Source organism: Flavobacterium sp. LHD-85 (assembly GCF_030929595.1).
Taxonomy (GTDB): domain Bacteria; phylum Bacteroidota; class Bacteroidia; order Flavobacteriales; family Flavobacteriaceae; genus Flavobacterium.
Map to the genome: position 1 here is coordinate 38,081 of NZ_JAVFVR010000018.1, position 26,666 is coordinate 64,746.

Annotated in this window: 27 protein-coding genes; 14 read left to right on the plus strand and 13 right to left on the minus strand. The window is 33.3% G+C overall.

From position 1 onward, the window contains the following. Nucleotides 1-31 precede the first annotated feature (31 nt). Nucleotides 32-502: an SRPBCC family protein gene (locus RB618_RS22130; RefSeq protein WP_308070802.1), complete on the plus strand. Its 471-nt coding sequence runs from the start codon at nucleotides 32-34 to the stop codon at nucleotides 500-502. A gap of 211 nt (nucleotides 503-713) precedes the next feature. Continuing rightward, nucleotides 714-2,009 (plus strand): deoxyribodipyrimidine photo-lyase, encoded by a 1,296-nt coding sequence (locus tag RB618_RS22135; protein ID WP_308070803.1) that lies wholly within the window; start codon nucleotides 714-716, stop codon nucleotides 2,007-2,009. A 293-nt stretch (nucleotides 2,010-2,302) separates the two neighbouring features. On the opposite strand, the gene RB618_RS22140 is transcribed toward RB618_RS22135, so the two are convergent. Then, nucleotides 2,303-3,607: an AarF/ABC1/UbiB kinase family protein gene (locus RB618_RS22140; protein ID WP_308070804.1), complete on the minus strand. Its 1,305-nt coding sequence runs from the start codon at nucleotides 3,605-3,607 to the stop codon at nucleotides 2,303-2,305. After that, the gene (locus RB618_RS22145) at nucleotides 3,607-4,266 is read right to left on the minus strand and encodes a TetR family transcriptional regulator C-terminal domain-containing protein (protein WP_308070806.1); all 660 of its coding nucleotides are present in this window, start codon (nucleotides 4,264-4,266) and stop codon (nucleotides 3,607-3,609) included. Before RB618_RS22145 ends, RB618_RS22140 begins: the two co-directional genes overlap by 1 nt. A 98-nt stretch (nucleotides 4,267-4,364) precedes the next feature. On the opposite strand from RB618_RS22145, the gene RB618_RS22150 reads away from it, so the two are divergent. Continuing rightward, the gene (locus RB618_RS22150; RefSeq protein WP_308070807.1) at nucleotides 4,365-5,276 is read left to right on the plus strand and encodes a TIGR01777 family oxidoreductase; all 912 of its coding nucleotides are present in this window, start codon (nucleotides 4,365-4,367) and stop codon (nucleotides 5,274-5,276) included. A gap of 2 nt (nucleotides 5,277-5,278) precedes the next feature. Here the strand turns inward: RB618_RS22150 and RB618_RS22155 are convergent, their stop codons facing one another. The 4 genes from RB618_RS22155 to rmuC all read right to left on the minus strand — a co-directional run bounded on the left by RB618_RS22155 (nucleotide 5,279) and on the right by rmuC (nucleotide 8,791). Next, nucleotides 5,279-5,845, minus strand: coding sequence for a YceI family protein (locus RB618_RS22155; protein WP_308070808.1), 567 nt, complete (start codon nucleotides 5,843-5,845; stop codon nucleotides 5,279-5,281). A 518-nt stretch (nucleotides 5,846-6,363) separates the two neighbouring features. Continuing rightward, nucleotides 6,364-6,759, minus strand: coding sequence for a VOC family protein (locus RB618_RS22160; RefSeq protein ID WP_308070809.1), 396 nt, complete (start codon nucleotides 6,757-6,759; stop codon nucleotides 6,364-6,366). Nucleotides 6,760-6,801: 42 nt separating this feature from the next. Beyond that, nucleotides 6,802-7,350 (minus strand): acyl-CoA thioesterase, encoded by a 549-nt coding sequence (locus tag RB618_RS22165; protein WP_308070811.1) that lies wholly within the window; start codon nucleotides 7,348-7,350, stop codon nucleotides 6,802-6,804. Between the two features lie 67 nt (nucleotides 7,351-7,417). Further along, complete coding sequence (rmuC, locus tag RB618_RS22170) at nucleotides 7,418-8,791, minus strand: DNA recombination protein RmuC (protein ID WP_308070812.1); 1,374 nt, start codon at nucleotides 8,789-8,791, stop codon at nucleotides 7,418-7,420. A gap of 185 nt (nucleotides 8,792-8,976) precedes the next feature. On the opposite strand from rmuC, the gene RB618_RS22175 reads away from it, so the two are divergent. The 5 genes from RB618_RS22175 to RB618_RS22195 all read left to right on the plus strand — a co-directional run bounded on the left by RB618_RS22175 (nucleotide 8,977) and on the right by RB618_RS22195 (nucleotide 13,251). After that, nucleotides 8,977-9,852, plus strand: a complete 876-nt coding sequence (locus RB618_RS22175) for a protease complex subunit PrcB family protein (protein WP_308070813.1) — start codon at nucleotides 8,977-8,979, stop codon at nucleotides 9,850-9,852. Between the two features lie 7 nt (nucleotides 9,853-9,859). Further along, nucleotides 9,860-10,258 (plus strand): hypothetical protein, encoded by a 399-nt coding sequence (locus RB618_RS22180; protein WP_308070814.1) that lies wholly within the window; start codon nucleotides 9,860-9,862, stop codon nucleotides 10,256-10,258. Between the two features lie 87 nt (nucleotides 10,259-10,345). Further along, on the plus strand, nucleotides 10,346-10,861 hold the full coding sequence (locus tag RB618_RS22185; RefSeq protein WP_374121158.1) for an RNA polymerase sigma factor: 516 nt from the start codon (nucleotides 10,346-10,348) through the stop codon (nucleotides 10,859-10,861). Beyond that, nucleotides 10,858-12,696 carry a hypothetical protein gene (locus tag RB618_RS22190; RefSeq protein WP_308070816.1) on the plus strand — a complete coding sequence of 613 codons (1,839 nt, stop codon included), beginning with the start codon at nucleotides 10,858-10,860 and terminating at the stop codon, nucleotides 12,694-12,696. The genes RB618_RS22185 and RB618_RS22190 overlap by 4 nt, the downstream gene beginning before the upstream one ends. A gap of 45 nt (nucleotides 12,697-12,741) precedes the next feature. Further along, nucleotides 12,742-13,251: a MepB family protein gene (locus RB618_RS22195; protein WP_308070817.1), complete on the plus strand. Its 510-nt coding sequence runs from the start codon at nucleotides 12,742-12,744 to the stop codon at nucleotides 13,249-13,251. A 48-nt stretch (nucleotides 13,252-13,299) separates the two neighbouring features. On the opposite strand, the gene RB618_RS22200 is transcribed toward RB618_RS22195, so the two are convergent. From RB618_RS22200 to RB618_RS22210, 3 genes are all read right to left on the minus strand, one after another. Then, entirely contained in the window at nucleotides 13,300-16,734 is a 3,435-nt protein-coding gene (locus RB618_RS22200; RefSeq protein ID WP_308070818.1) for a T9SS-dependent choice-of-anchor J family protein, read from the minus strand. Between the two features lie 310 nt (nucleotides 16,735-17,044). After that, entirely contained in the window at nucleotides 17,045-17,797 is a 753-nt protein-coding gene (locus tag RB618_RS22205) for a glucose 1-dehydrogenase (protein WP_308070819.1), read from the minus strand. 155 nt (nucleotides 17,798-17,952) lie between these two features. Then, nucleotides 17,953-18,327 carry a hypothetical protein gene (locus tag RB618_RS22210; protein ID WP_308070820.1) on the minus strand — a complete coding sequence of 125 codons (375 nt, stop codon included), beginning with the start codon at nucleotides 18,325-18,327 and terminating at the stop codon, nucleotides 17,953-17,955. A 150-nt stretch (nucleotides 18,328-18,477) separates the two neighbouring features. Between RB618_RS22210 and RB618_RS22215 the strand changes: the two genes are divergently transcribed. The 3 genes from RB618_RS22215 to RB618_RS22225 all read left to right on the plus strand — a co-directional run bounded on the left by RB618_RS22215 (nucleotide 18,478) and on the right by RB618_RS22225 (nucleotide 19,834). Next, nucleotides 18,478-18,687 (plus strand): hypothetical protein, encoded by a 210-nt coding sequence (locus tag RB618_RS22215; RefSeq protein WP_308070821.1) that lies wholly within the window; start codon nucleotides 18,478-18,480, stop codon nucleotides 18,685-18,687. Between the two features lie 42 nt (nucleotides 18,688-18,729). Continuing rightward, complete coding sequence (locus RB618_RS22220; protein WP_308070822.1) at nucleotides 18,730-19,302, plus strand: pseudouridine synthase; 573 nt, start codon at nucleotides 18,730-18,732, stop codon at nucleotides 19,300-19,302. A 76-nt stretch (nucleotides 19,303-19,378) separates the two neighbouring features. Next, the gene (locus RB618_RS22225) at nucleotides 19,379-19,834 is read left to right on the plus strand and encodes a tRNA (cytidine(34)-2'-O)-methyltransferase (RefSeq protein ID WP_053474310.1); all 456 of its coding nucleotides are present in this window, start codon (nucleotides 19,379-19,381) and stop codon (nucleotides 19,832-19,834) included. A gap of 109 nt (nucleotides 19,835-19,943) precedes the next feature. On the opposite strand, the gene RB618_RS22230 is transcribed toward RB618_RS22225, so the two are convergent. From RB618_RS22230 to RB618_RS22245, 4 genes are all read right to left on the minus strand, one after another. Next, nucleotides 19,944-20,720 (minus strand): ABC transporter ATP-binding protein, encoded by a 777-nt coding sequence (locus RB618_RS22230; protein WP_308070828.1) that lies wholly within the window; start codon nucleotides 20,718-20,720, stop codon nucleotides 19,944-19,946. 102 nt (nucleotides 20,721-20,822) lie between these two features. Further along, nucleotides 20,823-21,236, minus strand: coding sequence for a GxxExxY protein (locus RB618_RS22235; RefSeq protein ID WP_308070823.1), 414 nt, complete (start codon nucleotides 21,234-21,236; stop codon nucleotides 20,823-20,825). Between the two features lie 145 nt (nucleotides 21,237-21,381). Further along, the gene (locus tag RB618_RS22240; protein WP_374121159.1) at nucleotides 21,382-22,407 is read right to left on the minus strand and encodes a FecCD family ABC transporter permease; all 1,026 of its coding nucleotides are present in this window, start codon (nucleotides 22,405-22,407) and stop codon (nucleotides 21,382-21,384) included. A 1-nt stretch (nucleotide 22,408) separates the two neighbouring features. Continuing rightward, complete coding sequence (locus RB618_RS22245) at nucleotides 22,409-23,551, minus strand: ABC transporter substrate-binding protein (protein WP_308070824.1); 1,143 nt, start codon at nucleotides 23,549-23,551, stop codon at nucleotides 22,409-22,411. A gap of 94 nt (nucleotides 23,552-23,645) precedes the next feature. Here RB618_RS22245 and RB618_RS22250 point away from each other — a divergent pair, with 94 nt between their 5' ends. The 3 genes from RB618_RS22250 to cobT all read left to right on the plus strand — a co-directional run bounded on the left by RB618_RS22250 (nucleotide 23,646) and on the right by cobT (nucleotide 26,447). Continuing rightward, the gene (locus RB618_RS22250; protein ID WP_308070825.1) at nucleotides 23,646-24,008 is read left to right on the plus strand and encodes a DUF5522 domain-containing protein; all 363 of its coding nucleotides are present in this window, start codon (nucleotides 23,646-23,648) and stop codon (nucleotides 24,006-24,008) included. 101 nt (nucleotides 24,009-24,109) lie between these two features. Further along, nucleotides 24,110-24,619: a bifunctional adenosylcobinamide kinase/adenosylcobinamide-phosphate guanylyltransferase gene (gene cobU / locus RB618_RS22255; RefSeq protein WP_308070826.1), complete on the plus strand. Its 510-nt coding sequence runs from the start codon at nucleotides 24,110-24,112 to the stop codon at nucleotides 24,617-24,619. A gap of 148 nt (nucleotides 24,620-24,767) precedes the next feature. Next, complete coding sequence (gene cobT, locus RB618_RS22260) at nucleotides 24,768-26,447, plus strand: nicotinate-nucleotide--dimethylbenzimidazole phosphoribosyltransferase (protein WP_308070827.1); 1,680 nt, start codon at nucleotides 24,768-24,770, stop codon at nucleotides 26,445-26,447. Nucleotides 26,448-26,666: the final 219 nt, after the last annotated feature.

Below are 26,666 nucleotides of genomic sequence, written 5' to 3' on the forward strand. Positions count from 1 at the left end.
ATTAGTTAGCATTTTAAAGAACGATTTGATTATGAAGTTATACAAAATAGTAACCGTACAGCATATCAATGCAAGTGTTGAAGATTGCTGGGATTTTTTCTCAAGTCCTAGAAATCTTCAAACCATCACGCTTAACAATATGAGCTTTAAAATTCAAGATTATGATGAAAAACGCATGTATCAGGGACAACTCATAACTTATACTTTAAAACCGCTTTTCGGAATCAAAACATCGTGGGTTACCGAAATCACGGCTTGCCAAGAAAACGAATATTTTGTAGACATTCAACAATCTGGTCCTTATAAACTTTGGCATCATAAACATTTCTTTGAACCAACGCCAGATGGAGGAACCAAAATGACAGATATTGTTCATTATGCATTACCATTAGGAATTCTAGGTCGAATTATGAACCGCTTAGTCGTAAAAAACAAACTGAAAAGTATTTTCGATTATAGATTTAATAAAATCGAAGAGTTGTTTAATTCTAAAAAAGCCTAAAAATTTTAAACACATAGAATCATAGAATTTAGATTGACAAAAAAAGGCGTTTCACTTGCATAAATACACATAGCTATGTGTTAGAAACTAGTTTCTTTCTAAACTCTTTTTAAAAGAAAAATAAAATCTATGTTTCTATGTGTTGAGAAAAACAGCCCCGAGAATAAAAAATCATTCGAAATCCATTAATCTGTGGCAAAAAATAAAAACAATGACAAAACAAAAAGTTACTTTATTCTGGTTTAGACGTGATTTACGTTTAGAAGACAACACGGGATTATTTCATGCTTTGCAATCTGACTTTCCTGTTGTTCCATTATTCATTTTTGACGATGACATTCTAGAACATCTTCCTAAAAACGATGCCAGAGTAACTTTCATTTATGATTCATTAGAAAAAATAAATTCAGAATTAAACAAACTAGATTCTTCCATTTTAATTAAAAAAGGAAAAACTATTGACGTTTGGAAATCACTTATTAATGAATTTGATATTCAAAGCATTTTCTTCAATAAAGATTACGAACCGTTTGCTATCAAACGTGATACTGTAATTTCATCTTTATTACAAGAAAACGACATTAAATCTTTCTCTTTTAAAGATCACGTCATCTTCGAAGAAAAAGAAATCACAAAAGCTGACGGACTTCCGTACACGGTTTACACTCCTTATAAAAATAAATGGCTCGAAAAATATCATTTTTTAGGATCAGCTCCAGAATATGATTCTACTTCATATCAATCTAATTTTGCTAAAAAGAAATTCAAGTTTCCAGATTTAGCTGAAATAGGTTTTGACAGAAGCTCTATAAAAGTTCTTCCTCACAACTTAACACAAATTGCCAGTTATAAAGAAACAAGAGATTTTCCAGCCTTAGACAGCACTTCTTATCTTTCTCCACATTTACGTTTTGGAACAGTTAGCATTCGAAAATTAGTAAACTGGGCAAATAGAAAAAATCAGACGTTTTTGAGCGAATTAATCTGGAGAGAATTCTTTATTCAAATTTTGTTCAATTTCCCGAATTGTGTCAATCACAATTTCAAATCCAATTATGACGGAATCCAATGGCGAAATAACGAAGAAGAATTTAGACGCTGGTGTTCTGGAACAACTGGATATCCAATGGTTGATGCAGGAATGCGTCAGCTTAACGAAACAGGTTATATGCACAATCGCGTGCGTATGGTTGTGGCAAGTTTTCTTTGCAAACATTTGCTTATCAACTGGCAATGGGGCGAAGCTTATTTTGCCGAAAAACTTTTAGATTTTGAATTGGCTTCAAACGTAGGTAATTGGCAATGGGCAGCAGGAACAGGTTGCGACGCCGCGCCATACTTCAGAGTTTTTAATCCTGAAATTCAACAAAAGAAATTTGACCCAAAGGGAGAATACATCCGTAAATGGATTCCTGAATTTGATTTTGGCTATAATGAACCAATGGTGGATCATGCTTTTGCCCGAGATCGTGCGATTGCGACTTACAAGGCTGGGATTTTGAAGTAGTTTTTTTTTATTTCAGGTTTCAAGTTTCAGGTTCATACTGGATGCTTAATTTTGTTTCACGCAGATTTTGCAGATTAAGCAGATTTATACTCATTTTTGTCATCCTGAGGAACGAAGGATCACACTAGAAACTCTGCAATCAGAATCGATAATCTTTGTGGACCTACGAGTGTGATCCCTCGTTCCTCGGGATGACAAACTAAATAAAAAACTTTGTCAAAGTTTTAAACTTTGACAAAGTTCTATAGATAAAGTTCAGCCAACTTGAAACCTGAAACCTGAAACAAAAAAACTTAATACTTCAAATAGTCATTCACCACAATTTTAGCTTTCAAATCAAACATTAAATTATACAAACCAAAGAAAGTACGATTCATGTAAATAAAGTGCTTAGAACCGCGATTTCCGTTCATTTTTTTCAAGTTTGTGTCTTCTGAGAAACGCTTTCCTAATTCGGCAATTGCGTTGAAGAATTTTTCATCGGCAAAATCGAAAGTTTCGTTTTGGAAAGGTTTTGTAAAAAGAGACAGCAAATCATGAAACATTTCGGTAAAATATTCAATTTCTGCAGGCGTATCATCTGGGCGAAGAATTTCCAATTCGAATAATTTCTGGTTGAAAAGCTTCTCATCTGTAATAACATTTTTATTAATCAGCTCAAAATACGGTGTATAGAAATCGTCTGGAATTTGTTTCATACAGCCAAAATCCAAAGCAATTAATTGATTTTTATCGTCAACTAAAAAATTTCCCGGATGCGGATCTGCATGTACTTTTCGTAAAACATGAATCTGGTACATATAAAAATCCCAAAGCGCCTGCCCTATTCTATCGCCAACTTCCTGATCGGTATTTTTTGCCGTGAACTCAGAAAGATGAATTCCAGTCATCCAATCCATTGTGATAATTTTCTCTGATGAAAACTCTGGATAGTAATTCGGAAAAGTAATATTTTCGATTTTTGAGCAAGCATCTACAACCTCTTGGCTTTGTTTTAATTCCAGCAAATAGTTGGTTTCTTCAATCAGTTTGTCTTCAACTTCTTTGAAATATTTATCAGAATCTTTTCCTTGCAGATTAAACATTCTTATTGCAATAGGTTTTACCAAAGCCAAATCTGACGATATACTATTGGCAACTCCAGGATATTGAATTTTAACCGCTAGTTTTTTGTCATTTTTCTTTGCCAAATGCACTTGACCAATACTCGCAGCATTTACAGAATTTGGATTGAATTCGTCAAAAATCTCGTAAGGTGTTTTTCCAAAATTGCTTTTGAACGTTTTTAAAACCAAAGGAGCAGAAAGCGGCGGAACAGAAAACTGCGACAATGAAAATTTCTCAACATAAGCTTGAGGCAAAAAATTCTTGTCCATACTCAACATTTGAGCCACTTTCAAGGCACTTCCTTTTAAGCTTTTTAGTCCGTCATAAATATCTTCGGCATTATTCTCATTTAGTTTATCACGTGTCAGATCGGGATTTACTATTTTTTCAGCATAATGCTTTACGTAGTTCACACCAATTTTAGCACCAGTCTGAACCAATTTTCCCGCTCTTTCAATTTTTGAAGTTGGGATATAGTCTATTGTTTTCATTATCTGCTGTATACTTTTTCTTTGAACAAAAATTTTCCAAAATCTATCAAATGATTCATTGGCGCAACATTCATCAATTCGAATGAGGCATTAACTGATTTTTCAATAAAAATATCTGTTTTCTCAAAAGCAGCAGATTCATCTTCCATCCAAAATTTAATTGTCAGCATTAATTGCAGCCAAGAAGATTCCTGAATAGCTTTTTCTTGAAATTTTTGAAATTTTTCCTGTTCCAATCTATAATCGTCTGTCAGGATTTCAGAAACATATTCTTTAAAACTATTTCGAAGTGCAGTTAACTGAACTAAATTTTTAAGTGGATTTTTATCAATCTTAAGCGATTGCAAAACGTAGCTTCTGTTCGCTGTCAAAATTTCAAAAAAAGTAAAATAAAAACTCAGCATTTTATTCTTCATATCATATCCCTGATATTCTTCATTTTTATGAAGAAGATTAACCGTGTTTTCAAAAAACAGTCGGAATATTTCTTTTTCTAAACCTTCTAATGTTCCAAAGAAAGCATAAAACTCAGCTTCAGTAAAATCATTTTCTTTAGCAAAATGATAAACCGATTTTGGTTTTTGACCTTTTTCCAGAACTTCTTCCATATATTTTGAAACGATATCATCTTTGGTAATCACCTTTTTTTTAGTCGCCATCTTATTAAAATTTAGAATTTGCCATAAAGGTAAACATTGTTTAAGTACCTTTACTTATCCTTAAACACTATATACTGTTAAATATATTATAAACTATTATGGCTCAAAATGTTCTATTAACAGGCGGAACTGGTTTCATTGGAAAATATTTGACAGATGTTCTGATCGAAGCTGGATATTCTGTATCTATTTTGAGTCGTTCTGATAAAGAAAATACTCCAAGAGTGACCTATTATAAATGGGACATTAAGAAAAACTACATTGATAAAAATGCCATTCTTAAAGCAGATTATATCATTCATCTTGCAGGAGAAGGAATAGTGGAGAAAAGATGGACTAAAAGACGTAAAAAAGCCATTATTGAAAGTCGTGTAAGACCGGTAGAAATGATTTATTCTGTTTTAGAAATGAATAATAAAAAACTGGAAGCTTTTGTTTCTGCTTCTGGAATTGGAATTTACGGCGCAGTTACAAGCCATAAAATCTGTACTGAAAACACGCCTCCAACCGACGACTTTCTTGGCACTACATGTCAGAAATGGGAAAGCGCAGCAGATAAAATAGGTTCTTTAGATATTCGAACAGTTAAAATTAGAACAGGTATTGTTTTGGGCAAAAACGAAGGCTTCTTAAAAAAAATGACTCCATCATTTAAATCTGGTTTTGGCGCCATTTTGGGTTCTGGCAAACAATACCTTCCTTGGATTCATATTGAAGATCTGTGCCAGATTTATTTAAAAAGCATTGAAGACACAAAACTAGAAGGTGCCTACAATGCTTGTATAACAGATAATACAACAAATGCCAGATTTTCTAAAACTTTGGCTAAGCTTTATGATTATACGATATGGTTGCCAAAAGTTCCGCCATTTGTATTAAAGATTATGCTAGGGCAAATGAGCATAGCAGTTTTAACTGGACAGCGTGTTTCGTCAGAGAAAATTCAGAAAACAGGTTTTGAGTTTCAATTTACAGATTTAGAGAAAACGCTTATAAATTGTATAAAATAGCTTTATTTTAAGGTTAATAACGATTCTTCGCTTCTAACTATTCCTGTCAATTCTGTATTGGCAGTTGTAGCAATTTTTGAAGCTATAGAACTTGGAATATGAATATTAAAATCAGATACCAAAATTGGAAAATCTGAAATAACCTGAATACCTTCTGGCACCTTTTTAATTAAAGCATTTACAACAATATCTTTCGATTTGCCACGTAAATTCAGTTTTCCTTTTATCTCATATTGCTTTTCAACTTCAGTAATATCTTTCAAATCAAATTTCTGGATTTTCCCTTTAAATATTGCTTTAGGATAGCGATTGCTTTGCATATAATTCTGATTGAAGTGCTCTTGCATCAAGTCCAGTTTAAAGCGAAAATTTTTGACAATAACAGTACAGATAAAAGTACTTGTTTTAGGTTCTAAAAGTATGGCAACTTGTCTATTTACCGCTTTCACTTCTTCAAATAGAGGAACAGAGGCTTCAAAATTTATTGTTCCTGTATTAGTAAAAAACTTGTCTTGGGCAATGACAGAAAAGGCGGTAAAAAGTAAAAATAATAAAGTAGTTGTTTTCATAATCGTCTGCATTTAAACAATTATGTCATTCAATTTATTCTGACTAAGAGAAAATTAAAAATCTGATTTTAATTAATCCGAAAAATTGAACGGCAATACCCAGTGAAAAAATTCCGTAACCCAATAATTACACTTAAAGTTACGAAATTTCCTCATTAAAAGTTCTGAGAGCAATGCTAAAAATTTGTGAATTTTTTGCCTCATTAAAGGGATTTTAGAAAAAGTCCCTACGGGACAAAATATAGGTGTGTCTAATATTTTTTCTCTACCGATATTTAATCTCTACGAGATATTTCTTCACAATATCATTTTTAAAATATTCCGCTAGGAATTATATATCGGTAGACAAAATATTGGCGTGTGTATTTTTTTTCTACCGATATGTAATCTCTACGAGATATTTTTTTAATATCAATTTTTCAAGTATTCCGTTAGGAATTATATATCGGTAGAAAAAAGTATTGGTTCACCCACATTTTGTCCCATAGGGACTTTATGTAATTTTTGACAATGAATTTCTATGCTTTTACCTCTGTGCAAATCTCAATCAAAAACCCATTTAAATCTCTTGCATAAGCTACAATTTGCCCCCATGGTTTCTCCACCGGTTCTGAAACGATAACGGCTCCAAAAGAAGTTGCTTTTTGCAAAACTTCGGGAACATTGTCTGTTATAAAACCAATTTCTATAGCAAAAGGCTTGTCTTCTAAACTGCTTTCTATAAAACCTTCAGGCAAACTTTTTGAAGCTAATTTTTTGGAAGCAAACGAAAGTGTTGTTTCTCCCGTAATTAATTCGCCATAATCATTATCTGGTGTTATAAATTTTCTCGAAAAACCAAATGCGTTTTCATAAAACGCAATAGATTCTTCGACATTTTCAACGTATAAAATTGTATATCCAAACTTGACCATAATTTCTAATATTTAATGTGCATCAAATAAATATAAGAAAATTTAGCTAATTTCTAAAAGGACATTGTATTTTTCTAAACTCGCCAAATCTTCAATAGAATTTATATTGGCCAATTTTTCGTGTTCTTCTACTTCTTTTCTTACTTCGATATGTTTTATTGCTTTTCTAAAACGGCGTATTTCTTCTAAGTTAGATAAAATCAGTCCCGGAACCTGAACACTTTTTCCTTCTTTATCTTTGGCAACCATTGTAAAATAAGACGAATTACAATGTTTAATAACTCCTGTCTGGATATTTTCTGCTTCTACGCGAATGCCAACAACCATAGAACTTCTTCCGACATAATTTACAGACGCTTTCATGGTAACCAATTCTCCAACTTCAATTGGTTTAAGAAAGTTTACGGTATCTACAGAAGCGGTTACGCAATAATTTCCGCTGAATTTTGATGCCGATGCAAAAGCAATCTGATCTAATAATTGTAAAATATATCCTCCGTGAATTTTCCCGCTAAAATTAGTATGCGAAGGGAGCATTAATTCTGATATACTAACTTTTGATGATGAAACGGGTTTAAAATCTGTACTCATGTTTTTGTTTTTGGTATTTTGATTAGTTGTATTTCTATTTTCTATTTTCTTGCCTCTTTTCTCTTTCTTAATTCAATAACTCATTTTCATCTGAATTTACGGCTCTTGCAATAATATTCTCAGGAAGCGACTTTTTGGCTTTTGCTCCCATTTTTTTTAATCTCTCTACGCTCGAAATCAGATTCCCTTTTCCGTCAACCAATTTATTCATGGCGCTTTCGTATTCTGTTTTGGTATCTTTTATTTTATTCCCAATTCGAACCAAATCAGAAACAAAACCTTCAAATTTATCATACAGAGCTCCGGCTTGTCTCGCAATTTCCAAAGCATTTTCTTGTTGTTTTTGATTGGTCCACATGCTATCAATCGTTCGTAAAGTTGCCAAAAGCGTGCTCGGTGTTACAATAACAATATTTCGGTCGAAAGCTTTGGTGTATAAAGAAGGATCTTCGTTTAAAGCAATCGCAAAAGCAGGTTCCATCGGAATAAAAAGCAGAACAAAGTCTGGGCTTTCCATTTGATACAAATCATGATAATTTTTACTGCCCAACTGCTCTACATGTCTTTTTATAGAAATGACATGTTCTTTCAGAAATTCTATTTTTAAAAGTTCTGATTCTTCGTTTACCCATTTTTCATAAGCTGAAAGGGAAACTTTAGAATCGACAATCATTTTTTTTCCGTCTGGAAGATTAATTACAACATCGGGCAAAACTCGGTTTCCTTCACTATTTGTAAAACTCTGTTGCACTTCGTATTCTCTTCCTTTTTCTAATCCCGATTTTTCTAAAACACGTTCTAGAACCAATTCACCCCAATTCCCTTGCATTTTGCTGTCTCCTTTTAATGCTTTAGTTAGATTTAAGGTTTCTTTGCTCATTTGTGCGTTCATTTCGCTCAAACCAATAATCTGCTGGCGAAGCGCCGCATGATAGTCGATACTTTCCTTATGGGTCTGCTCGACTTTCTGTTCAAAAACCAGAATTTTATCCTGCAAAGGCGTCAGGATATTTTTCATGTTTACAGTATTTTGTTCGGTAAACTTTGCCGATTTTTCTTCTAAGATTTTATTGGCAAGGTTTTCAAATTCTTTGGTGAATTTTTCTTGAAGTTCGTTGATTTCGCTTTTTTGTTCTTTATGGCGTTCCCATAAATTTTCAAAATCAACTTCTTTTTTAGAAAGCTGAATCGCAAGACTATCTTTTTCTGTCCTGATGTTTTCTTTTTCGGCAATATTTAACTGCAGCTGTTTCTGAAAATTATTTTTTTCATTTTCATATTGTTCTTTCTGCATTTGCAATTGACCATTTAAGGCATTTAATCTCTCTTCTGAAATGGCTTTTTCCGAATGAAATTTTGATGCAGAAAGCATTCTTCCTACGTATATGCCCACAAAAAGTGCAACAACAAACCCTAATAAAAACGGTATATAATCAGCCATAACTAAGTTTATTTTACGTAAAAGTACGCAATAATACGTAGTGCCTACTTTTTAAAGCAGAAATTTCACTAATTCATTCTCAATTCAAACTAAACCAACATTTTATTTTTCAAAAAAAAAAATATCCTCAACGCAACCTTTTTTTGAAACCGCTATCTACTAAGATATAAACCTATTAAATAGATATGAAAAAAATAATGCTTGGCTTATTTGTAGCCTTCGGATTCAGCGCCTGTTCTCTAAATGATGGAAATAACTATGTCGATTGTGGCGCTAATACAGTAGTAAATTTTACTGGCTTCCCGTTCTCATGTAATTATAGCGAAAAAACGCAGCAAAACAATTCAGCGGCAATTGTTATTGGATCAGAAGAAAAAATGAATGAATATTTCACAAAACATAACAACAGCTGTCCTGTGGCGAGCGATCCTACTATTGATTTCACAAAAGAATATTTAGTTGGAATTTTTGCTGGAGCCAAACCTACAACCGGATATAAAATTGTAATAAGCTCTATTGTAGAAAACAATTGTGAAATTGTTGTAAACTACTACGAAAAAGCTCCTGCAGCAGGTGAAAATGTAACTCAAACTCCTACTTATCCATATGATTTTGTTTTGATTCCGAAAACCACAAAAGGAATGATTTTCAATAAAACGAATGAGAATGCAGACAATATAGTTATTGGTAGCTTCAATAATCAATGTTTAAGTTCAGACTGTCAAAAATTCTATCAAATTAATGATTACAACACGCTAAAATTCTTAAATGTTGCTGCGAACCAATACGATTTTGGACAATACAGATACACTCCAACAATCAAAAGAGGAGAATATACTTTATTGCTAAAAAGTGTTCCTGCTGAGATTTTGGCTTTAAAGGGACAAACCAAAACATACGGTACTCCAGATGCTGCAGATCAAGGCGGAATTTATTTTGAACTGCGTCAAGGTGCGGTACTTACTAAAGTTTATATCGACAACAATGACACTGAAGATCAAAGCACTGAAATAAAACTATTCAAAAAAACTATTCAAGAAAAAATTACAAGTTTAAAATAATTCAATCATGAAAAAACTCTTTTTATCTTTTATTATTTGTTTTCTTTTTACATCAATGATTTCTATAAATGATTCTAAAGAAGTTGCGGGGTCAATAATAAATACTTGGACTTGGGAAAAATCTATTGGAGGCTCTAATAATCCATATGTGACAACTCCAAAAACAATCGGATTTACTAAGAAAATTATCTTTACTCAAGACGGGAGGGTTATTACGTATAAAAACAATGTGGAGATAAGAAACAGTTCTTATCAGATAGAAAAAGGAAAAGGATTTCTTGATCAATCGGAACATGATCTAATTACGTTTGAAGGCAAAACTTATGTAATAGAAAACCTTGACAATCAAAACCTAACCATTGTAAGCAATAGTCAAGATGGTAGTCGAACTATTTTTAAAAGATAGTTTTGTAAGCTATTTAAAACTATTTTTGCAAAATCAAATTTAAACCATTTCTTGAAAGACGAGTTAGAAAAATATATCAAACTGTGCATGAAAAATGACAGAGAGGGACAGCTGAAAATCTATCAGTTGTTCTCTCCTGTTTTGTATGGCATATGTTTGAAATATATGAAAAACGAAGATGATGCGAAAGATGTTTTTCAAGAAGCTTTTGTAATTGCGTTTCAGAAAATAAGCCAATATAAATTTGAAGGAAGTTTTGAAGGTTGGTTAAAACGGATTTTTATAAACAAACTCATCGAGACTTTAAACAAAAAGAAAAAAGAGAGTTTCTTTTTGGATGTTTTTGATCCCGATACCGACTTTGTGGAAGAAGAGGAACTGGAAACAATTCCAATAGAACAGGAAAAACTGCTGGAGTACATTAGGGATTTGCCAGATCAATATCGAACGGTTTTTAACTTGTATGTATTTGAAAAAATGAAACACAGAGAAATCGCCGAACTCTTAAAAATCTCCGAAGGGACATCAAAATCAAATTTAAATCGCGCCAAACACATATTACAAAAGCGAATTTTGAGCATAAAAAATTTTAAAACAGCATGAAGAAGCACAAAATAGAAGATATTTTTTCATCAATGGAAGACTTTTCGAGTGTTCCGCCTCCAGAATTATGGAGTCAGATTGAAGAAAAATTAGACAAACCTAAAAAGAAGAAACGAGTTGTTCTTTGGTGGTCGGCTGCTGCATGCTTATTATTGGGGTTGCTTCTGCCTTCAATTTTACATTTTACTGATTCATCTGAAAATGCCAAATTTAACAATGGTGGTTCAGAAAACAATAATAGCATTGTTCTTGATAAAAACACAAATGACATTAAGGACAACAATAAAAATACGAACAAAACAATTGATTCTTTAAATGAAAATTCTACAAAGAACCAATTTAATAATGAACCGAAAAATCAATTTGAAGAGACTTCTGTAGCTGAGACAAATTCTAAAAGCAAAACCAGTAAAAAAGATTCTAAATACAGTGTGCCAAATTCGGCTAACACTCCAAACCAATCTGTTGCATTTCAGAATTCTATTTCATCAGAAAATAAATCGAATCAAAAATCTTCTAAAAAATCTAGCACAGCAGTTCCGGCAAATGCCCCGAACCAATCTATTGCTTATCAAAATTCGGGTTCATCAGAAGAAAAACCGATTGCAAAATCTTCTAAAAAATCTAATGCAGGAGTTCCAGCAAATACTCCAAACCAATCTATTGCCTATCAAAATTCGGGTTCATCAGAAGAAAAATCGATTCTAAAATCTTCTAAAAAATCCGTTTTAGGAAATAATGCAAAATCTTCAAATAAAAATATTTCTGAGGAACGAATTGCATTTGGCAAACAAAGCAAATTTAATTCAACAGCAAAAAAACAGCTTTCAAATTCTATTTTTGAAGAGCAGATTGCTCCGAAAAACAATAAAAATCTTGCCTTCAATAATCAGCGCTATTCTGCAAATAATAACGCTTTTACAAACAGCAACGCCTATAATTCTAACAATTCGATTTCGGGCAAAAATGAGAATAAGCGTACTGACAAAGCAGTTATCATAAAAGATGATCTAAAAATTACCAACAGTTTGAGCAAAACCGATTCTGTACAACTAGCTGAACTTCAGAATTTAGAAAAAGGAATTTTAAGTCCGGAAAAGGAAAAAGAAGAAAAAGAGAAAAAAGACAATTTGATCAATAAAAAAGAAAGATGGGCTGTTGCCGTTTTTGCTGGTGTTGCAAGTTCTGAAAATACCAAGAACGAAAAAACATTGGGTAACGTAAACGATTCTAAACAATCTAATTCTTATGGTGTAAAAACAAAATACAGCATTAACAAAAAATGGGCTGTTGGTTCTGGTTTAAAAATTAGCGAATTGGGACAAAGCGTTGCCAATGTATCGTACGTAAGTGCCAAAAACAATGCATTTTTTGCTCCTGCCGCTTCATATGCCGACAGTAGTCCAGTTGCGTCATCAGATCCATCAAGACAGGAATATTTTTTTGTTTCAAATAGCACAAAAGAAGCCATGAAAAATGAAAATGTACAAACTGGTAAATTGGATCAGAATTTAAGATATGTAGAGATGCCGCTTGAAGTTTCTTATGCTGTTTTTAATAAAAATAAAGCCAGCATTAACCTAAACACTGGAGGTTTTGTAGGTAAATTAATTTCTAACAATGTGGCTCTAGACGGACATTCTATTGGAGAAAATATGAATGCCAATGATTATGTTTATGGTTCTACTTTGAGCAGTACGGTTCAATATCGTGTGTACAAAAAGACCAATGTTTTTGTTGAGCCTGCCGTAAACTATTATATCAATCCATTAAACAGTCAGTCTTTCAACCAGTTCCAATGGGGATTAAATTTTGGACTGAATGTTAACTTTTAAAGTAAATTTGTAGTAATTTTTAAACTATTTTTAGAATAGATTTTTATGAATTCTACCATTGGTTCTCCTGATTTACTATTGAGTAAAGAAAATATTTTTGATAAAGCTGATTTGCAAATAACTTCTTTACAAAAGGAAAACGAAAGCGAAGAATATAGCGCATTTCGTTTTCAAATAAACCACAAAAATATCTGCTATAGAGAAGCTAAAATTACCCCAACTAAAACAGGGCAGTTTGTTACTTTATGGAAACGAAATCTATCTGGAATCATTGAACCTTTTGATTATTCAGATAATATTGATTTTGTAATTGTCACTGTTCGAAAAGATCAGAATTGGGGACAATTTATTTTTCCGAAAAAAATCCTAGTAGAAAAAGGTATTTTTTCGACTCAAAATAAAGAAGGAATAAGAGCTACAAGAGTTTATCCACCTTGGGATGAAACTACAAGTAAACAAGCGCAGAAAACGCAAAAATGGCAATTAGATTATTTCTTTAACTTTTCAGATCAAAGTAAAATTGATTTAGAGGAATTGAAAAAAGTATTTATATAAAAAAAGGCAGTCTTAAATTGACTGCCTTTTCTGCTTTATAATCGATTTTTATTTCTTGATGATTTTATCTTTAAAAATCACTTTATTATTTTCTGTAACCGTGTAGAAATAAACTCCAGAAACTAAATTACCAACAGCAACAACTGCGGTACTAACTTCAGATTCATTCTTAACGCTGATTGGGTTTCCAATCACACGACCATTAAAATCGTATAATCTGATTTTTAGATCTCTTCCTTGCGTAGTTTTTACATCAAAATTCAAAACATCTGTTGCAGGATTCGGATAAGCTTTTACGAAATATTTATTCTTCCCAAAATCTGGCGTAGAAAGTACATCTTGTTTTAATTCGAAACGAGCAATTACTGGTCCATGATCTGATGTTGTTGTGGTATAATTTGCAATATCATTTCTTGGATCGTATACAGCAATCGAATTAGTGATATAATCATCATTCAATTCATTCGAAATTAAGATGTGATCTAAAAATCCTTGTGAACTTAAGAAACTATAAGCTCCAGCTTGACTAATATCCCATGTTAAAGCATTATAATTAGTACTGTCATCTACAAATTTCTTATAAGACGAAGCTGTATTTGCATTTCCAACCCAAGCTTTTACATCATCATTAAAATCTCCTAAAAGAATTAAATTCACATCTGGATATTCAGCATCTAATGCATCTTTCAGGTAATCAATATCATATTTACGCTGATTGTATTTTGAAATATCAGTTCCACTGTTTGCGCGTGCGTGAAGATCAATTAAGTTAAGCTCTTTCTTAATTCCGCCAATATTAGCTTCAACTTGAACCAAAAAAGGAAGACGACCTGATGAGAAAAAACTATCATCGTTTTCTTGTGGAGTATCTGTTCCCGGATAACCTGTTAAAACCACAGTGTTTAAGCGAATTTGATCGTACAAATCTTTAAACAATACTTTTGTACTTTTTACAGTTATAGTTTGCGTATTATAAAGCACTACTAATTTTTGAGGCGGAAAATAGGGGTCTAGAGCCTGAAATGAATAAGACCAAGAAGTTGAAACTACTTTATCAAATGTTTTCCCATTGATATTAATTTTCTGAATTAAAGCATCAATTGAAGGATCATCAGAAACTTCCTGAACTACATAAACATCTGCGTTTAATTTGTTCATTACTTTGGCCACGTTTTCTATTTGCAACGCATCATTTGTTGGTCCAAATTCTTTACCAGTTTTATCTTTAACATCAGAACCAAAAAACTCTAAGTTATAAGTTACTACATCAAAAGTATCCACCTTTAGAATAGATGATCCCGTAAATAAGCCAATTTGCTTGTTTAGCGATGTTCCTGTAATGTTCAACACACCAGAAATTGTTGGTTCTTTTGCTGTTGGCGCAAATCTTGCATAAACTGTTTTTCCGGTTAATGCATCTGCTGCAGCAATAATAATGCTTGATGAAAATGAAATATTATCTAATGACAATTCGTAAGAAGCGGGAGCTACAATAGTGATATCGCCATAGCCTGCTGCTGCAAAAACAAAAGTTTGACTAGCAGAAACCGTATTTGGACTTACATCTGCAAAATCTAAACGCGGGTTAGAATCCACATATTTTGATTCATCAATAATAGCAAAATCATCAAAAGACCATTCCGCAGCATTATCATTTCCGCCAGAAGTGGTTTCGTAAACCCAAGCCAAATAAGTGTGATCTGTTTTATAAGCTGATAAATTTATATATTCAGATTTCACATAACTTCCTGTATCTTGCGGAAATCTTCCATTTATCAGTGTCCATGTTGCAGTATTTGGATCACTTACTCCATCATAATTGGTTGAAACCATTAATTTTAAAGATGGCCCATCATAAAATTGACGAGAATAAAAAGATAATAATGGAATTTGAGTAAAACCATCTAAACGTAATCTTGGAGAAATCAGCCAATCTTTACTTGCGCCACTATCCGAAAATCCGTTCATTAAAACAGCTCCAGTTCCAGAGTTAACATTACGTGACTGATTCGTATAAGCCCATTTGTTTATTGGTCCAGCCTCATTATATTGTGACCATTTACTATTTGCAAAAACATTTGCATCATCAAAATTCTGTACAAAAGGATTTACTCCAAGAGCTGTCAGATTAACTGTCTTAGTTGTACCTCCAGTTGTTTCATGAGTTATTGTACCTGTAAAACTGCCAACTGAAGTTGGGGTAAATTTTACATAAACTGTTGGCGTTGCATTAGAATCAAAATCAGTGGGAACAAATGTTAAAGATGTTGAGAATGCCACGTTATCTTTTGAAATAGTAAAATTCCCTGAAGCTGTAAGCACTACATTCGCCGTAAGATCTGAAGCTCCTATCTGATAGCTTTTTGTTAAAGGATCAAAATTTGGTTCAGTACCCCCCAAATTTAATGCAGAAATAGATGGAGATATAGCAGGAGGCATCACACTTAGTGTTGTCACATCTACTTTATTAACCGATGCCTGAACATTTCCAACAACATCTTCTGAGATAGAAAAAACCGAATATGCTGTACTTAAAGGCAATCCTGTAAAACTCTTTACATATTCCAAATCAGAATTTCTAACGTCAAATACTCCTGATTGCAACGCTGGAGTTCCATTTGAATCTTGTCCTGCTTTTATTTGTGCAACCGTTGGTTCTGCACTACCTCCTGGAAGCAAAACATAGTATGTTTTTCCTATTTCATTTATTTTATTAATAAAATCGAAACTTAATCCTAAAACATTAGCCGCTTTTGGATAACCAGAACTATTAACTGGAGCTAGTATATCTTTTTCAATAGTAATATTATCTATTGCATAAGATTGGCGGGAACCCGAAGTTCCTGAAGCTAATCTTGCAATCCATCTTATTTGAACCACTACTTGGTTATCACACTCACTTGGCAACGTAACACCAATTCTTTTAACAATATTATCTAACGGATTAGTAACTGCTGTAAGTTGCGGTGTTGTACTATTATTAATATAAGCTGTTGAAGGTAAAGTGATAAAAGGCCCACTAACTCCAACTCTATACTGTAAAGCCATTTCTTGAAGACGATAATTGGCTGTTCCATCATAAGGATTTCGTATAACCATAGCATCGTATTCAACTCTAACACCTGTAATACCAGAACTTGAAAATGCGAAGCCAATTGCAAAATCTGCACTAGTAGTATTTAAAAAACCTATTTTACCATCAAAATTATGGATGTTTCCGCTAGTAGTAAATGCCGTACTGCTAGCTATTAAAGCTCTATCGCCAGACAATGCTGTACTATAAGTTGATGTGTTTTGACTTGAACTCACCAACCATCCCTGAAAACCAGCTGGATAAGTAGTAGAGTTTGCAGCGAATCCAATAAATCTTTGATCTATAGGTAGCGTTTGGGGCGTTGGATTTGTCTGGGCAAAAAGATCTCCAGAGATGCAACAAAAAAAACATAAAAGAGCCAAAAGGCGCGAAAAGTAAAGTTTTTTCATACGTTAAAAAATAGAGTTTTTAGAGTTCAAATTTATAGTCTTTAAAGTTAAGCGAATATTACAAAAACATAAACTTAACGTTTAGATTTTTATAAATATTTTTCATCAAAACTTAACACAACACTAAATATACTAAAATATAACCAACAAAAAAGCTACAAAACAAAACATTCTTCAAAACAACACAAAACCAACGAAAGCCCTTAAAACACTATGTTTCCTACAAATAACATAGGTTCAAAAACAAAAAAGCAGCAAACTTTCGCTTACTGCTTTTACTAATTCAAAATAGTATTCTTTAAAAAAATTATTATACCGCGGTATAACCTCCATCGGCAATAATATAACTTCCTGTTGTAAATGATGATTTGTCAGAATTTAGAAAAACGACCAACTCGGCAACCTCTTCTGCAGTTCCTAAACGGTTCATTGCAGATTTTGCTGCAACGGCCTGCATCATTTCTTTATTTAAATTATCTTTTAAAAGTGCTGTTTCAATATAACCTGGTCCTACGGCATTACATCGAATATTTTTCTGCGCATATTCTACTGCTATATTTTTTGTCAAACCTACCACACCATGTTTACTTGCTGTGTATGCAACGCTATTTGGCGCGGCTACCTGTCCGTGAATTGAAGCAATATTTACAATGCTTCCTCCACCATTTTTCTCCATTTGCTCCAATTGGTAACGGCAGGCATAAAAAACACCGCTTAAGTTTAATGCAATCACTTTATCCCAAGCTTCTGGCTCATATTCTCCAGTTGGTTTTGCCGGTCCTCCCATTCCTGCATTGTTGCAAGCAATGTCCAATCGGCCATATTTAGAAACTGTCACCTCAACCATATGTTTATTGTCGGCTGCACTAGACGAATCCCCTTTTATGAAAAAAGCTTCTCCACCTTTTTCCTTTATCGTTTTTACGGTTTCTTCACCGTGTTCTACATTTATATCAGCTACTACTACTTTTGCTCCTTCTCGAGCGTAGGCTTCTGCCACTGCGCGTCCAATTCCTGAACCACCACCAGATACAAAAGCTACTTTGTTTTCTAAAAGTGCCATTTTATATATGTTTTTAAATTGATTCCTCTAATTTACGAAGATCTCAACCGATACAAAAGCTTTGAAAAGAGTTTAAAATAACATTAACGCGAACCGCTAATCTTATGTTATTTGACATTTTATTGACTCAATTTTGTTTTAAATTTTGTATTGTCTTATTCCTCTTCGTCCAATTTCATATTCCCACGATCTTTATGATTATCGGGATGTGAGTTCGGATATCGATTTGGCGTTATATCAGAATTACGATCTTTATTCTCTACTGTTTTATTTGCTTCATCCTCCGTTTCCACTCCACGATTTGCATTTGGATTATCTGGATTTATTTGATGGAGAGCTTTATAAATATCTTCATTCTCGTTTCGGGCTCGCTCCACAATCTTTTTATCTCCGTCTGCGTCTGTTACCAATTCTTTATTCAATTTGGCTTCTTTTAATTCTTTATCATGCGAGACATTTTTTCCTTTAGATTCATCAATATTCTTTTGTGTCCCGTTTATCTTTTTTGTTCCTAAATCATTTGTTTCCATGGCATTATTCTTTTTTACATTAAATACTTTATAATATTACGAATTCCAGCCGTCAAAAAATTATGACTTCATATCGCTTTCTTTTATAATTGCCATCTGTTTTTTTATTTACTACCTTTATTCAAAGCAACTTAACAACCTTAAATAATTATGAATTTCTTTAAAATCAAAACGAGCTGGTCTAATTCTGAATTTATCTTAATCAAACTTTGTATGGCTTCTGCTTATATTTTAATTGGAAGCTATTTCCATACTTTCTTCGAAAACTATTATTCAGTTTTAATTGTCATTTTTACCGTAACTGTAATTTGGTTTGTTTATCAATGGCTGAAAAAAATGAAATCTGAAAAGCAGTTATAAGATTTAGTTTAAGAAAGAAACTATCTTTGCAAAAAATTAAAAATGCACCGACACTTCATTCTTTTTAAACCTTACGGTTACTTAAGCCAATTTATTTATGAATTAAAAAGAAGGAAAAAGCTTTTGGGCGAATTGCACGATTTCCCAAATGGAACAATGGCAATTGGAAGATTGGACGAAGATTCTGAAGGTTTGCTCTTACTGACAACTGACGGAAATATGAGTGAACTTGTGCGAAGCAAAAAGGTCGACAAAGAATATTACGTTCAGGTTGACGGATTAATTACGCCAGAAGCAATTGAACAATTGCAAAATGGTGTCGAAATTGGACTTGACGGCGGAAAATACAAAACGAAACGCTGCAAAGCATCTATTGTTACAGAAATTCCAGATTTTGGACCAAGAGCCAAAAAAATAAGAGACGAACGCCATGGCCCAACCTCTTGGGCATCCATCACAGTAAGAGAAGGAAAATTTCGTCAGGTTAGAAAAATGACCGCCGCAGTTGGTTTTCCAACGCTGCGTCTTGTTCGCGTTCGAATAGGAAATGTATATTTGCAAAATCTAAAAGCAGGTGAAGTTTTAGAAGTTTCCGATTTTCAATTAGATAATTAGATAATTAGAAAATGTGCCTATTAGATAATTTCCAGAAACTCATAACTTATAACTCATAATTCATAACTAAAAAAAGATGTTAAACGTTGTTCTTGTCGAACCAGAAATACCAAATAATACCGGAAATATCGGCAGATTGTGCGTAGGTACGGAAAGCCGTCTTCATTTAATTCATCCTTTCGGATTTGTGATTAATGACAAAAACCTAAAACGTTCCGGATTGGATTATTGGGTTCATCTTGATGTGACGGAATACCAAAATGTAGAAGAATGGATTGCACAGATTCCAGATCATTCTCGCGTTTTTTTAATGAGTTCGCATTCTGATAAATCTTATTTAGAAAACGAATTTCAAGATGGTGACTGGCTGGTTTTCGGGAAAGAAAGCGTTGGTTTGAGCAAAGAATTTATGGCAAGATTCGAAAATCATTTAACGATTCCGATGTCACCGCTTATTCGCAGTTTTAATATCGCTAATTCGGTTGCTTTTGTGGTTGGAGAAGCGAAGAGACAAATTGGACTGAAGAAATAATCTCGATTTCCTGCAAGGTTTTTAAAACCTTGTAGGTATTTATATTTTTAGCTAAGATCTGAAGTTAAGACCTACAAGGTTTTAAAAACCTTGCAGGACAGCCGAAATATTAACTCACAATAAATTTCCCTTTTTCAGCATCAAAAACAATATACTCGTCTTTGAACAAATTGCTGAAACTTCCATTCGAAATTAAATTACAAGGCTGATCTTGCACTATATTTTCTGGTGTCATGATAATCATTTCATCACTTAATTGAATAGCCAGATCGATATCGTGTGTCGAAAACAAAATGCATTTTTGAGTTTCTTGTGTTAGTTTCTTTAATAATTTAAATAAGGAAACTTTATGCAATAAATCAAGATGTGTTGTTGGTTCGTCTAGAATAATTAATGGCGTATCTTGTGCCAAAGCTCTTGCAATTAAAACTTTTTGCAATTGTCCATCGCTAATTTGAAAATGCTTTTTTGAAGCGAAATGTTCGATTTGCGTCAAATTCATCGCTTCCTGAACTTTCAAAACATCTTCATCAGACAATTTATCAACCCAATTGGTATAAGGCTGACGACCCAGAGCAACCAATTCAAAAACAGAAAGATTACTCGGTGGCAGTTTTTCGGTTAAAACCAAACTGAGATTTTGCGCCAATTCTAGAGGCTGATAGTCTGAAATATTTCTTTCGTTTAAATAAACATTTCCTGATAAAGGTTTCTGGATTCCAGTAATCGTTCGCAGTAAAGTTGACTTTCCAATTCCGTTTGCTCCTATCAAAGTAATTAATTTACCCGCTTCAAGATTAAGATTAAGATTCTCAGCAATAGTCGTAACTCCTTTCTTGGATTTATATCCAATGTTTAAATTTGATGTCTTTAAAATACTTCTAATCATTATGGTTGTTATTTAAACACATAGAAACATAGATTTCTATTTTTTTATTTAAAAGTTTATCTGAAAATTTACTCGTAAATTAACACATAGCCTTTGAGCCTAAAACTTTGGCAACAATTTGAAATATTCATTTACAAATGTCTTTTGACCTTCTTTAAAAATATTAAAACAATTAAAATTAATCAAAATGCCTTTAGGCGCTTTTAAAAGTTTCATATAAGTCATTAATTGCGCTTCATATATAGGATTTAATTCTGATGTTGCTTTTAATTCTACAACTAAACAATTCTCTACTAATAAATCACATTTGAAATCTGCGTTTATTTCTTTGCCTTTGTAAATTAGAGGAACTTTCATTTCGGAAACAAAAATTATATTTCGACATCTAAGTTCTTCTTTCAAACATTGATGATAAACATTTTCAAGTAACCCTTTTCCAATTTCCTTATGCACCTCAATACATGCTCCAATAACAGTATAAGTTAATTCATCTAAAAATTTTTGGGTAATCATAGTCTTTTTATAAGTAGAACATCGTCTTATTTATTCTTGCAAAACTATGATTGTTGCAAAAAGTGAAACGCCTTTAATCGGCTTTTAAAACTATGTATCTATGTGTTTAAAAAACTAAGATATTGCTTTTTTTGTAATACTTTACTTAAAAATTTCTTTTTCTCATTACCAGCCAAATAACAACCGGCGCACCAATAATAGAGGTAACTGCATTTATTGGAAGCGTGACATCATAACCAGGCATTTGAGAAACAATATCACAAAACAGCATTATTATAGAGCCAAAAAATAAAGTGCTCCAAAATAAAATAGTATGATTGCTAGTCTGAAAAGTCAGTTTTGCAATATGAGGCACAGCCAAACCGATAAATGCAATTGGCCCTACAAATGCGGTAATAGCTCCTGATAATAAGCTGGTTGCCAATATAATTATTAACCTAGCCTGTTTAAAATTCAATCCCATGCTTTTGGCATAATTTTCTCCAAGCAGCAAAGCGTTTAATGGTTTGATACTTTTGGCACTCAAAAGTAATCCAATTCCAACGCAGAAAATTAAAATTCCAATGTTTGTCCATGAAAGATTTCCGAGGTTTCCCATTGTCCAAAAAGTAAATTTCTGAAGCTGTTCTGCCGTGCTAAAGTAAGTCAGAATGCTTACGATTGCCGTGCTAAAACTTCCAAACATCAGTCCCACAATCAAGATTGCCATTGTATTCCGTAATCTTTGCGAAACAATTAGAACTAAAAAAAGAACCAATGTACTTCCTAAAGTAGATGCCAAAACGATTGCGTAAGAAGACAATGCAATTACACTTAAAAATGAAGGCAGAAATCCTGCTCCCAAAATTACAAAAGCAACACCTAAGCTAGCTCCAGAACTTAACCCTAAAACATAAGGTTCTGCTAGCGGGTTTCGAAACAAAGTCTGCATCAAAAGTCCGCTCATTGAAAGTCCTGTTCCTGCTAAAACTGCGGTGATGGTTTTAGGAAGACGGTAATTAATAATAATATATTCCCAAGTCGATTTTGTTGCCTGACCTCCTGTTAAACTGGCTACAACATCTTTTAGCGGAATTGTAACCGACCCTAAACTAATGCTCGCAAAAAACATTAGCAAAAATCCTAAAGCCAAAACGACAAATAAAATGGTATTTCGTTTTTTATTCGCCAATTTAATTCAGTTTTGATGCAAAAGTAAATTCGTAACCTGCCAGTAAATCTGGATGAAAAATCTTGATATAATCTTTTAAAACTAAATCGGGACGGCTTGGTGCTAGTTCATAATAAACTGTTCCGCCAGTTGCTCCAAGCTTTCCTTCAAAATTATATACCGTTTTATTTTTAAAAGCGTCAAATTCTCCATAATGCGGATTTGCTTTTTGTAATTCATCCAAACTTTTAAAAGATCCAGAAGCAATCCATATATTAGCTGTTTTTGCCTTATCTAACACTTGCTCAAAAGACAAACCTTCACTTCCCGTTCCTTTTAAATCTGCCCATAAATAATTAGATTTTGCATCTTTCATAAACTGCGCCACCCAGCTGTTTCCTTTGGCAACATACCAAACATCTTCATACATAGAGCCATATAACACTTTTGAAGTTGCTGGTTTCTCTTCAACCAGTTTTTTTGCCTGATTGTAGCTTTCTACGATTTTATCAAAAAGTTCCTTTGCTTTTTCTTCTTTTCCAAATAAAGCGCCGTAAAGTTTAATCCATTCGGCTTTTCCTAGCGGAGACTGTTCCATCCAATCGCCTTGAATAAGTACTTTTAAACCGCTTTTTTTCAAATTATCCAGCATCGGATTATTATTGTCAACACCAAATGTCACAATCAAATCTGGCGATAATTCTATTAATTGTTCGATATTCAGTTTTTCATTTTGTCCAACGTTTTTCACAGAACCTTTGTCAATTAATGCTCTTGTTTTTTCTGAAGAAATATAATCCGTATGTGGAAATCCGACCAATTTATTCTCAACTTCCAACATTTCTAAAAAAGGAATATTTGTTGTTGAAGTTACCACAACAGATTCTAACGGAACTTTTATTGAGGGATATTTTTTTAAACTGTCCGGAATCTGTACGTCTTTTTCTTCCAAAATATAAGTAAATTCCCCCTTAGCATTTGGCCACGGATTTACCACATTTACAATCGAATAGCCTTCTTTTTTTACAATTGAAAGCCCAGATGCAAATTCGATGCTTTCTTTAGCAACGGTAGATTTTACAGTATCTCGCGTTTCATTCTTTTTACATCCAACTACTATAAAAAGTAAAAAAACGACTGGTAATTTATGGAAAAAATATTTCATATTTTGTGTTTTGTATGGCAACAAAGGTAAATCAATTTCTATTTTTTTTGTTTACCTTTATTCGTACAAATTTAAACAAATAGCCTTTTATTTAATGAGTACACCAAAAACAAAAATTTGCTCCAGTTGTGAAGCCGCTTTTTCATGTGGCGACATTTCATCTGAAAATAAGTGCTGGTGTAATGATTACCCTCCTATTTTCAATCTTTCTGAAGGAGGCGATTGCCTATGCCCGGCATGTTTTAAAGAAGCCTGCGAAGATAAAATTGACGCTTATATCGAAACCGTAACTCCAAAAAAAGCGCTTAATAATAAAGCAATGCTTTTACCTAAAACTGATAATTTAATTGAGGGAATCGATTACTATATCGAAAATGGCAATTATGTTTTTAAGGCTTGGTTTCATTTAAAAAGAGGAACCTGCTGCGGAAATAATTGCCGACATTGCCCGTATTAGGAGTTATGAGTTATAAATTATGAATTATGAGTTGGCCTTCATAATTAATTTATAACTTTCCAAACTCATAATTCATAATTCAAAACTCATAATTAACAAAAATGATTTACTTAATAACTGGCGGTGAGCGCTCTGGAAAAAGTGGTTATGCACAGAAACTTGCTTTAGAACTTTCCGGCTCTCCTATATATGTAGCGACTGCCCGAAAATGGGATGCTGATTTTCAAAATCGAATTGATCGGCATCAGCAGGAACGAGACGAAAACTGGACGAATATTGAGAAAGAAAAATATTTAAGTGAAATTGATTTTTCTGGAAAAACTGCCTTAATTGACTGTGTAACGCTTTGGCTTACTAATTTTTTTATCGATACTAAAAATGATGTAGAGTTAAGTCTGGAAGAAGCTAAAAAAGAATTTCTTGCCATTGCAAAACACGAAAACGCGAATATCATTATTGTAACAAATGAAATCGGTATGGGTGTTCATGCAGAAACGCATATCGGAAGAAAATTTGTTGAACTTCAAGGCTGGATGAATCAATTTCTTGCAGCAAATGCCGATGAAGTTGTATTGATGGTTTCTGGAATTCCGGTGAAAATAAAAGGATAAATTCCAATACAAAAAATTCCAAATTCCAATAAATTGAAACGAAATTCCAAGTTTTAAACTCCAAATTCCAAAGCTATGCTTTACCTTTACTAGAATCTTTCCTTTTTCAGATTTGGAATTTGGAGTTTAAAAATTGGAATTTAAAGAAATGAGCAATTTAGACGATATATTAAAATCCCGCCGCGACACACGACATTTTACAGCTGATGACGTTCCTGATGAAGTAATCCAAAAAGCTTTACAGGCCGGACATTGGGCGCCGTCTGTCGGGCTGACCGATGCTACTAGATATTATCTCATTAAATCAGATGAAGTTAAAACGTCTATTAAAAAGCTTTTTTTAGATTACAATAAAAAAGCCGAAGAACTTACAGACAATCCAGAACAAAAAGAACTCTATAGATCGCTTAAACTCGAAGCAATCGAAGAAGCGCCGATCGGACTTGTAATTGCCTATGATCGCTCGGTTCTCAATCAATTTACAATTGGAACAATTGGCAGTAACGAAGCCGTGAAATTCAGTTCGGTTTGCGCGGCACAGAATATCTGGCTTTCGCTAACAGAACAAGGTTATGGAATGGGTTGGGTTTCGATTCTCAATTATTATCAGTTTAAAAAAATCCTGGATTTACCCGAAAATATAGAACCGCTTGGCTATTTCTGTATCGGAAAACCAGCAACCAATTATAACAATCAGCCAATGCTGCAGCAACTGCATTGGAAACAAAAATCGGAAGCTCCTATTTGCACTGAAATCCATAAGATTCATCAAATAAATGTTCCTGCGTTTGATTTGAAATCAGAAAATAAAATTCAAAACAACGCTGATTTCCATGCTCTTTTACAAGACAAAATAGACTCGAAAACAAAACCTATTGGTTCTTTAGGAACTTTAGAAGCTTTGGCTTTCCAAATGGCAACGGTTTTCGAAACTTTGAATCCAAAAATTATAAAACCCAATATCGTTGTTTTTGCAGCCGATCACGGAATCGCAAATCATGGCGTAAGTGATTATCCGCAAGATGTTACACGACAAATGGTCAATAATTTTCTGGATGGCGGCGCTGCTATAAACGTTTTTTGCAATCAGAATAATATAGAATTATCAATTGTAGACTCAGGCGTGAATTATGATTTCCCAACCAACGCAAAATTAATCAATGCAAAAGTTGCCAAAGGAACCCAATCTTTTCTTCATGTTCCTGCCATGAGCGAATCTGAAGTCCAGTTATGTTTTGAGAAAGGGAAATCGATTGTTGAAAATATTGCAAAATCAGGCTCAAATTGTATCGGTTTTGGCGAAATGGGAATTGGCAACACTTCTACCGCTTCAGTTTTGATGAGTCTTTTAACCGGTTTTCCGATTGAAGATTGTGTCGGAAAAGGAACTGGAGTACAAAACGAAAAACTGCTTCTAAAACAAAATTTACTCAAAAAAGCAATTGAAAGTTATTCTGGTCAAGCAGATTTAATGTCGCAACTCTCCTATTTTGGAGGTTTTGAAATTCTTCAAATCGCTGGCGGAATGCTTGCTGCTTTTGAAAACAAAATGCTGATTCTTGTTGACGGTTTTATTTGCACTGTCGCGTACTTGATTGCTTTTAAAATAACTCCGAACATCAAACAAAATGCTGTTTTCTGTCATTGTTCTGCCGAAAAAGCGCATTCAGAATTGCTAAATTATTTAGAAGCAAAACCTATTTTAAATCTCGACTTGCGTTTGGGAGAAGGAACTGGCTGTGCCGTTGCATTTCCTATTTTAAAATCTGCTGAGGCATTCTTAAATGAAATGGCTAGTTTTGAAAGTGCGGGAGTAAGTCGTAAATAAACTACTATTTGTCATTTCGACTGAAAGGAGAAATCACACTAGAAACTCGACAAAGATTGCCGATTTTCTTTACGGAATATCTTGTGTGATTTCTCCTTCGTCGAAATTGTAAATGTTAGATAATTCGGTAACAAAATTTAACTTTAATAAATTTTGTTGCGATGAGAAATAACAGTCAGGATTCAACATTAGAGAGAAACTATTTAGAGAAGTATCGCT

Excerpts from the sequence above, each read along its gene's own strand:
- RB618_RS22190 (WP_308070816.1), top strand. The coding sequence starts at position 10,858 with ATGAAGAAGCACAAAATAGAAGATATTTTTTCATCAATGGAAGACTTT.
- RB618_RS22200 (WP_308070818.1), bottom strand. The coding sequence starts at position 16,734 with ATGAAAAAACTTTACTTTTCGCGCCTTTTGGCTCTTTTATGTTTTTTT.
- rmuC (WP_308070812.1), bottom strand. The coding sequence starts at position 8,791 with ATGGCTGATTATATACCGTTTTTATTAGGGTTTGTTGTTGCACTTTTT.
- RB618_RS22165 (WP_308070811.1), bottom strand. The coding sequence starts at position 7,350 with ATGAGTACAGATTTTAAACCCGTTTCATCATCAAAAGTTAGTATATCA.
- RB618_RS22180 (WP_308070814.1), top strand. The coding sequence starts at position 9,860 with ATGAAAAAACTCTTTTTATCTTTTATTATTTGTTTTCTTTTTACATCA.
- cobT (WP_308070827.1), top strand. The coding sequence starts at position 24,768 with ATGAGCAATTTAGACGATATATTAAAATCCCGCCGCGACACACGACAT.
- RB618_RS22215 (WP_308070821.1), top strand. The coding sequence starts at position 18,478 with ATGAATTTCTTTAAAATCAAAACGAGCTGGTCTAATTCTGAATTTATC.
- RB618_RS22130 (WP_308070802.1), top strand. The coding sequence starts at position 32 with ATGAAGTTATACAAAATAGTAACCGTACAGCATATCAATGCAAGTGTT.
- RB618_RS22160 (WP_308070809.1), bottom strand. The coding sequence starts at position 6,759 with ATGGTCAAGTTTGGATATACAATTTTATACGTTGAAAATGTCGAAGAA.
- RB618_RS22250 (WP_308070825.1), top strand. The coding sequence starts at position 23,646 with ATGAGTACACCAAAAACAAAAATTTGCTCCAGTTGTGAAGCCGCTTTT.
- RB618_RS22220 (WP_308070822.1), top strand. The coding sequence starts at position 18,730 with ATGCACCGACACTTCATTCTTTTTAAACCTTACGGTTACTTAAGCCAA.
- RB618_RS22175 (WP_308070813.1), top strand. The coding sequence starts at position 8,977 with ATGAAAAAAATAATGCTTGGCTTATTTGTAGCCTTCGGATTCAGCGCC.
- RB618_RS22205 (WP_308070819.1), bottom strand. The coding sequence starts at position 17,797 with ATGGCACTTTTAGAAAACAAAGTAGCTTTTGTATCTGGTGGTGGTTCA.
- cobU (WP_308070826.1), top strand. The coding sequence starts at position 24,110 with ATGATTTACTTAATAACTGGCGGTGAGCGCTCTGGAAAAAGTGGTTAT.
- RB618_RS22225 (WP_053474310.1), top strand. The coding sequence starts at position 19,379 with ATGTTAAACGTTGTTCTTGTCGAACCAGAAATACCAAATAATACCGGA.
- RB618_RS22135 (WP_308070803.1), top strand. The coding sequence starts at position 714 with ATGACAAAACAAAAAGTTACTTTATTCTGGTTTAGACGTGATTTACGT.
- RB618_RS22210 (WP_308070820.1), bottom strand. The coding sequence starts at position 18,327 with ATGGAAACAAATGATTTAGGAACAAAAAAGATAAACGGGACACAAAAG.
- RB618_RS22155 (WP_308070808.1), bottom strand. The coding sequence starts at position 5,845 with ATGAAAACAACTACTTTATTATTTTTACTTTTTACCGCCTTTTCTGTC.
- RB618_RS22140 (WP_308070804.1), bottom strand. The coding sequence starts at position 3,607 with ATGAAAACAATAGACTATATCCCAACTTCAAAAATTGAAAGAGCGGGA.
- RB618_RS22235 (WP_308070823.1), bottom strand. The coding sequence starts at position 21,236 with ATGATTACCCAAAAATTTTTAGATGAATTAACTTATACTGTTATTGGA.
- RB618_RS22185 (WP_374121158.1), top strand. The coding sequence starts at position 10,346 with ATGAAAAATGACAGAGAGGGACAGCTGAAAATCTATCAGTTGTTCTCT.
- RB618_RS22245 (WP_308070824.1), bottom strand. The coding sequence starts at position 23,551 with ATGAAATATTTTTTCCATAAATTACCAGTCGTTTTTTTACTTTTTATA.
- RB618_RS22150 (WP_308070807.1), top strand. The coding sequence starts at position 4,365 with ATGGCTCAAAATGTTCTATTAACAGGCGGAACTGGTTTCATTGGAAAA.
- RB618_RS22195 (WP_308070817.1), top strand. The coding sequence starts at position 12,742 with ATGAATTCTACCATTGGTTCTCCTGATTTACTATTGAGTAAAGAAAAT.
- RB618_RS22145 (WP_308070806.1), bottom strand. The coding sequence starts at position 4,266 with ATGGCGACTAAAAAAAAGGTGATTACCAAAGATGATATCGTTTCAAAA.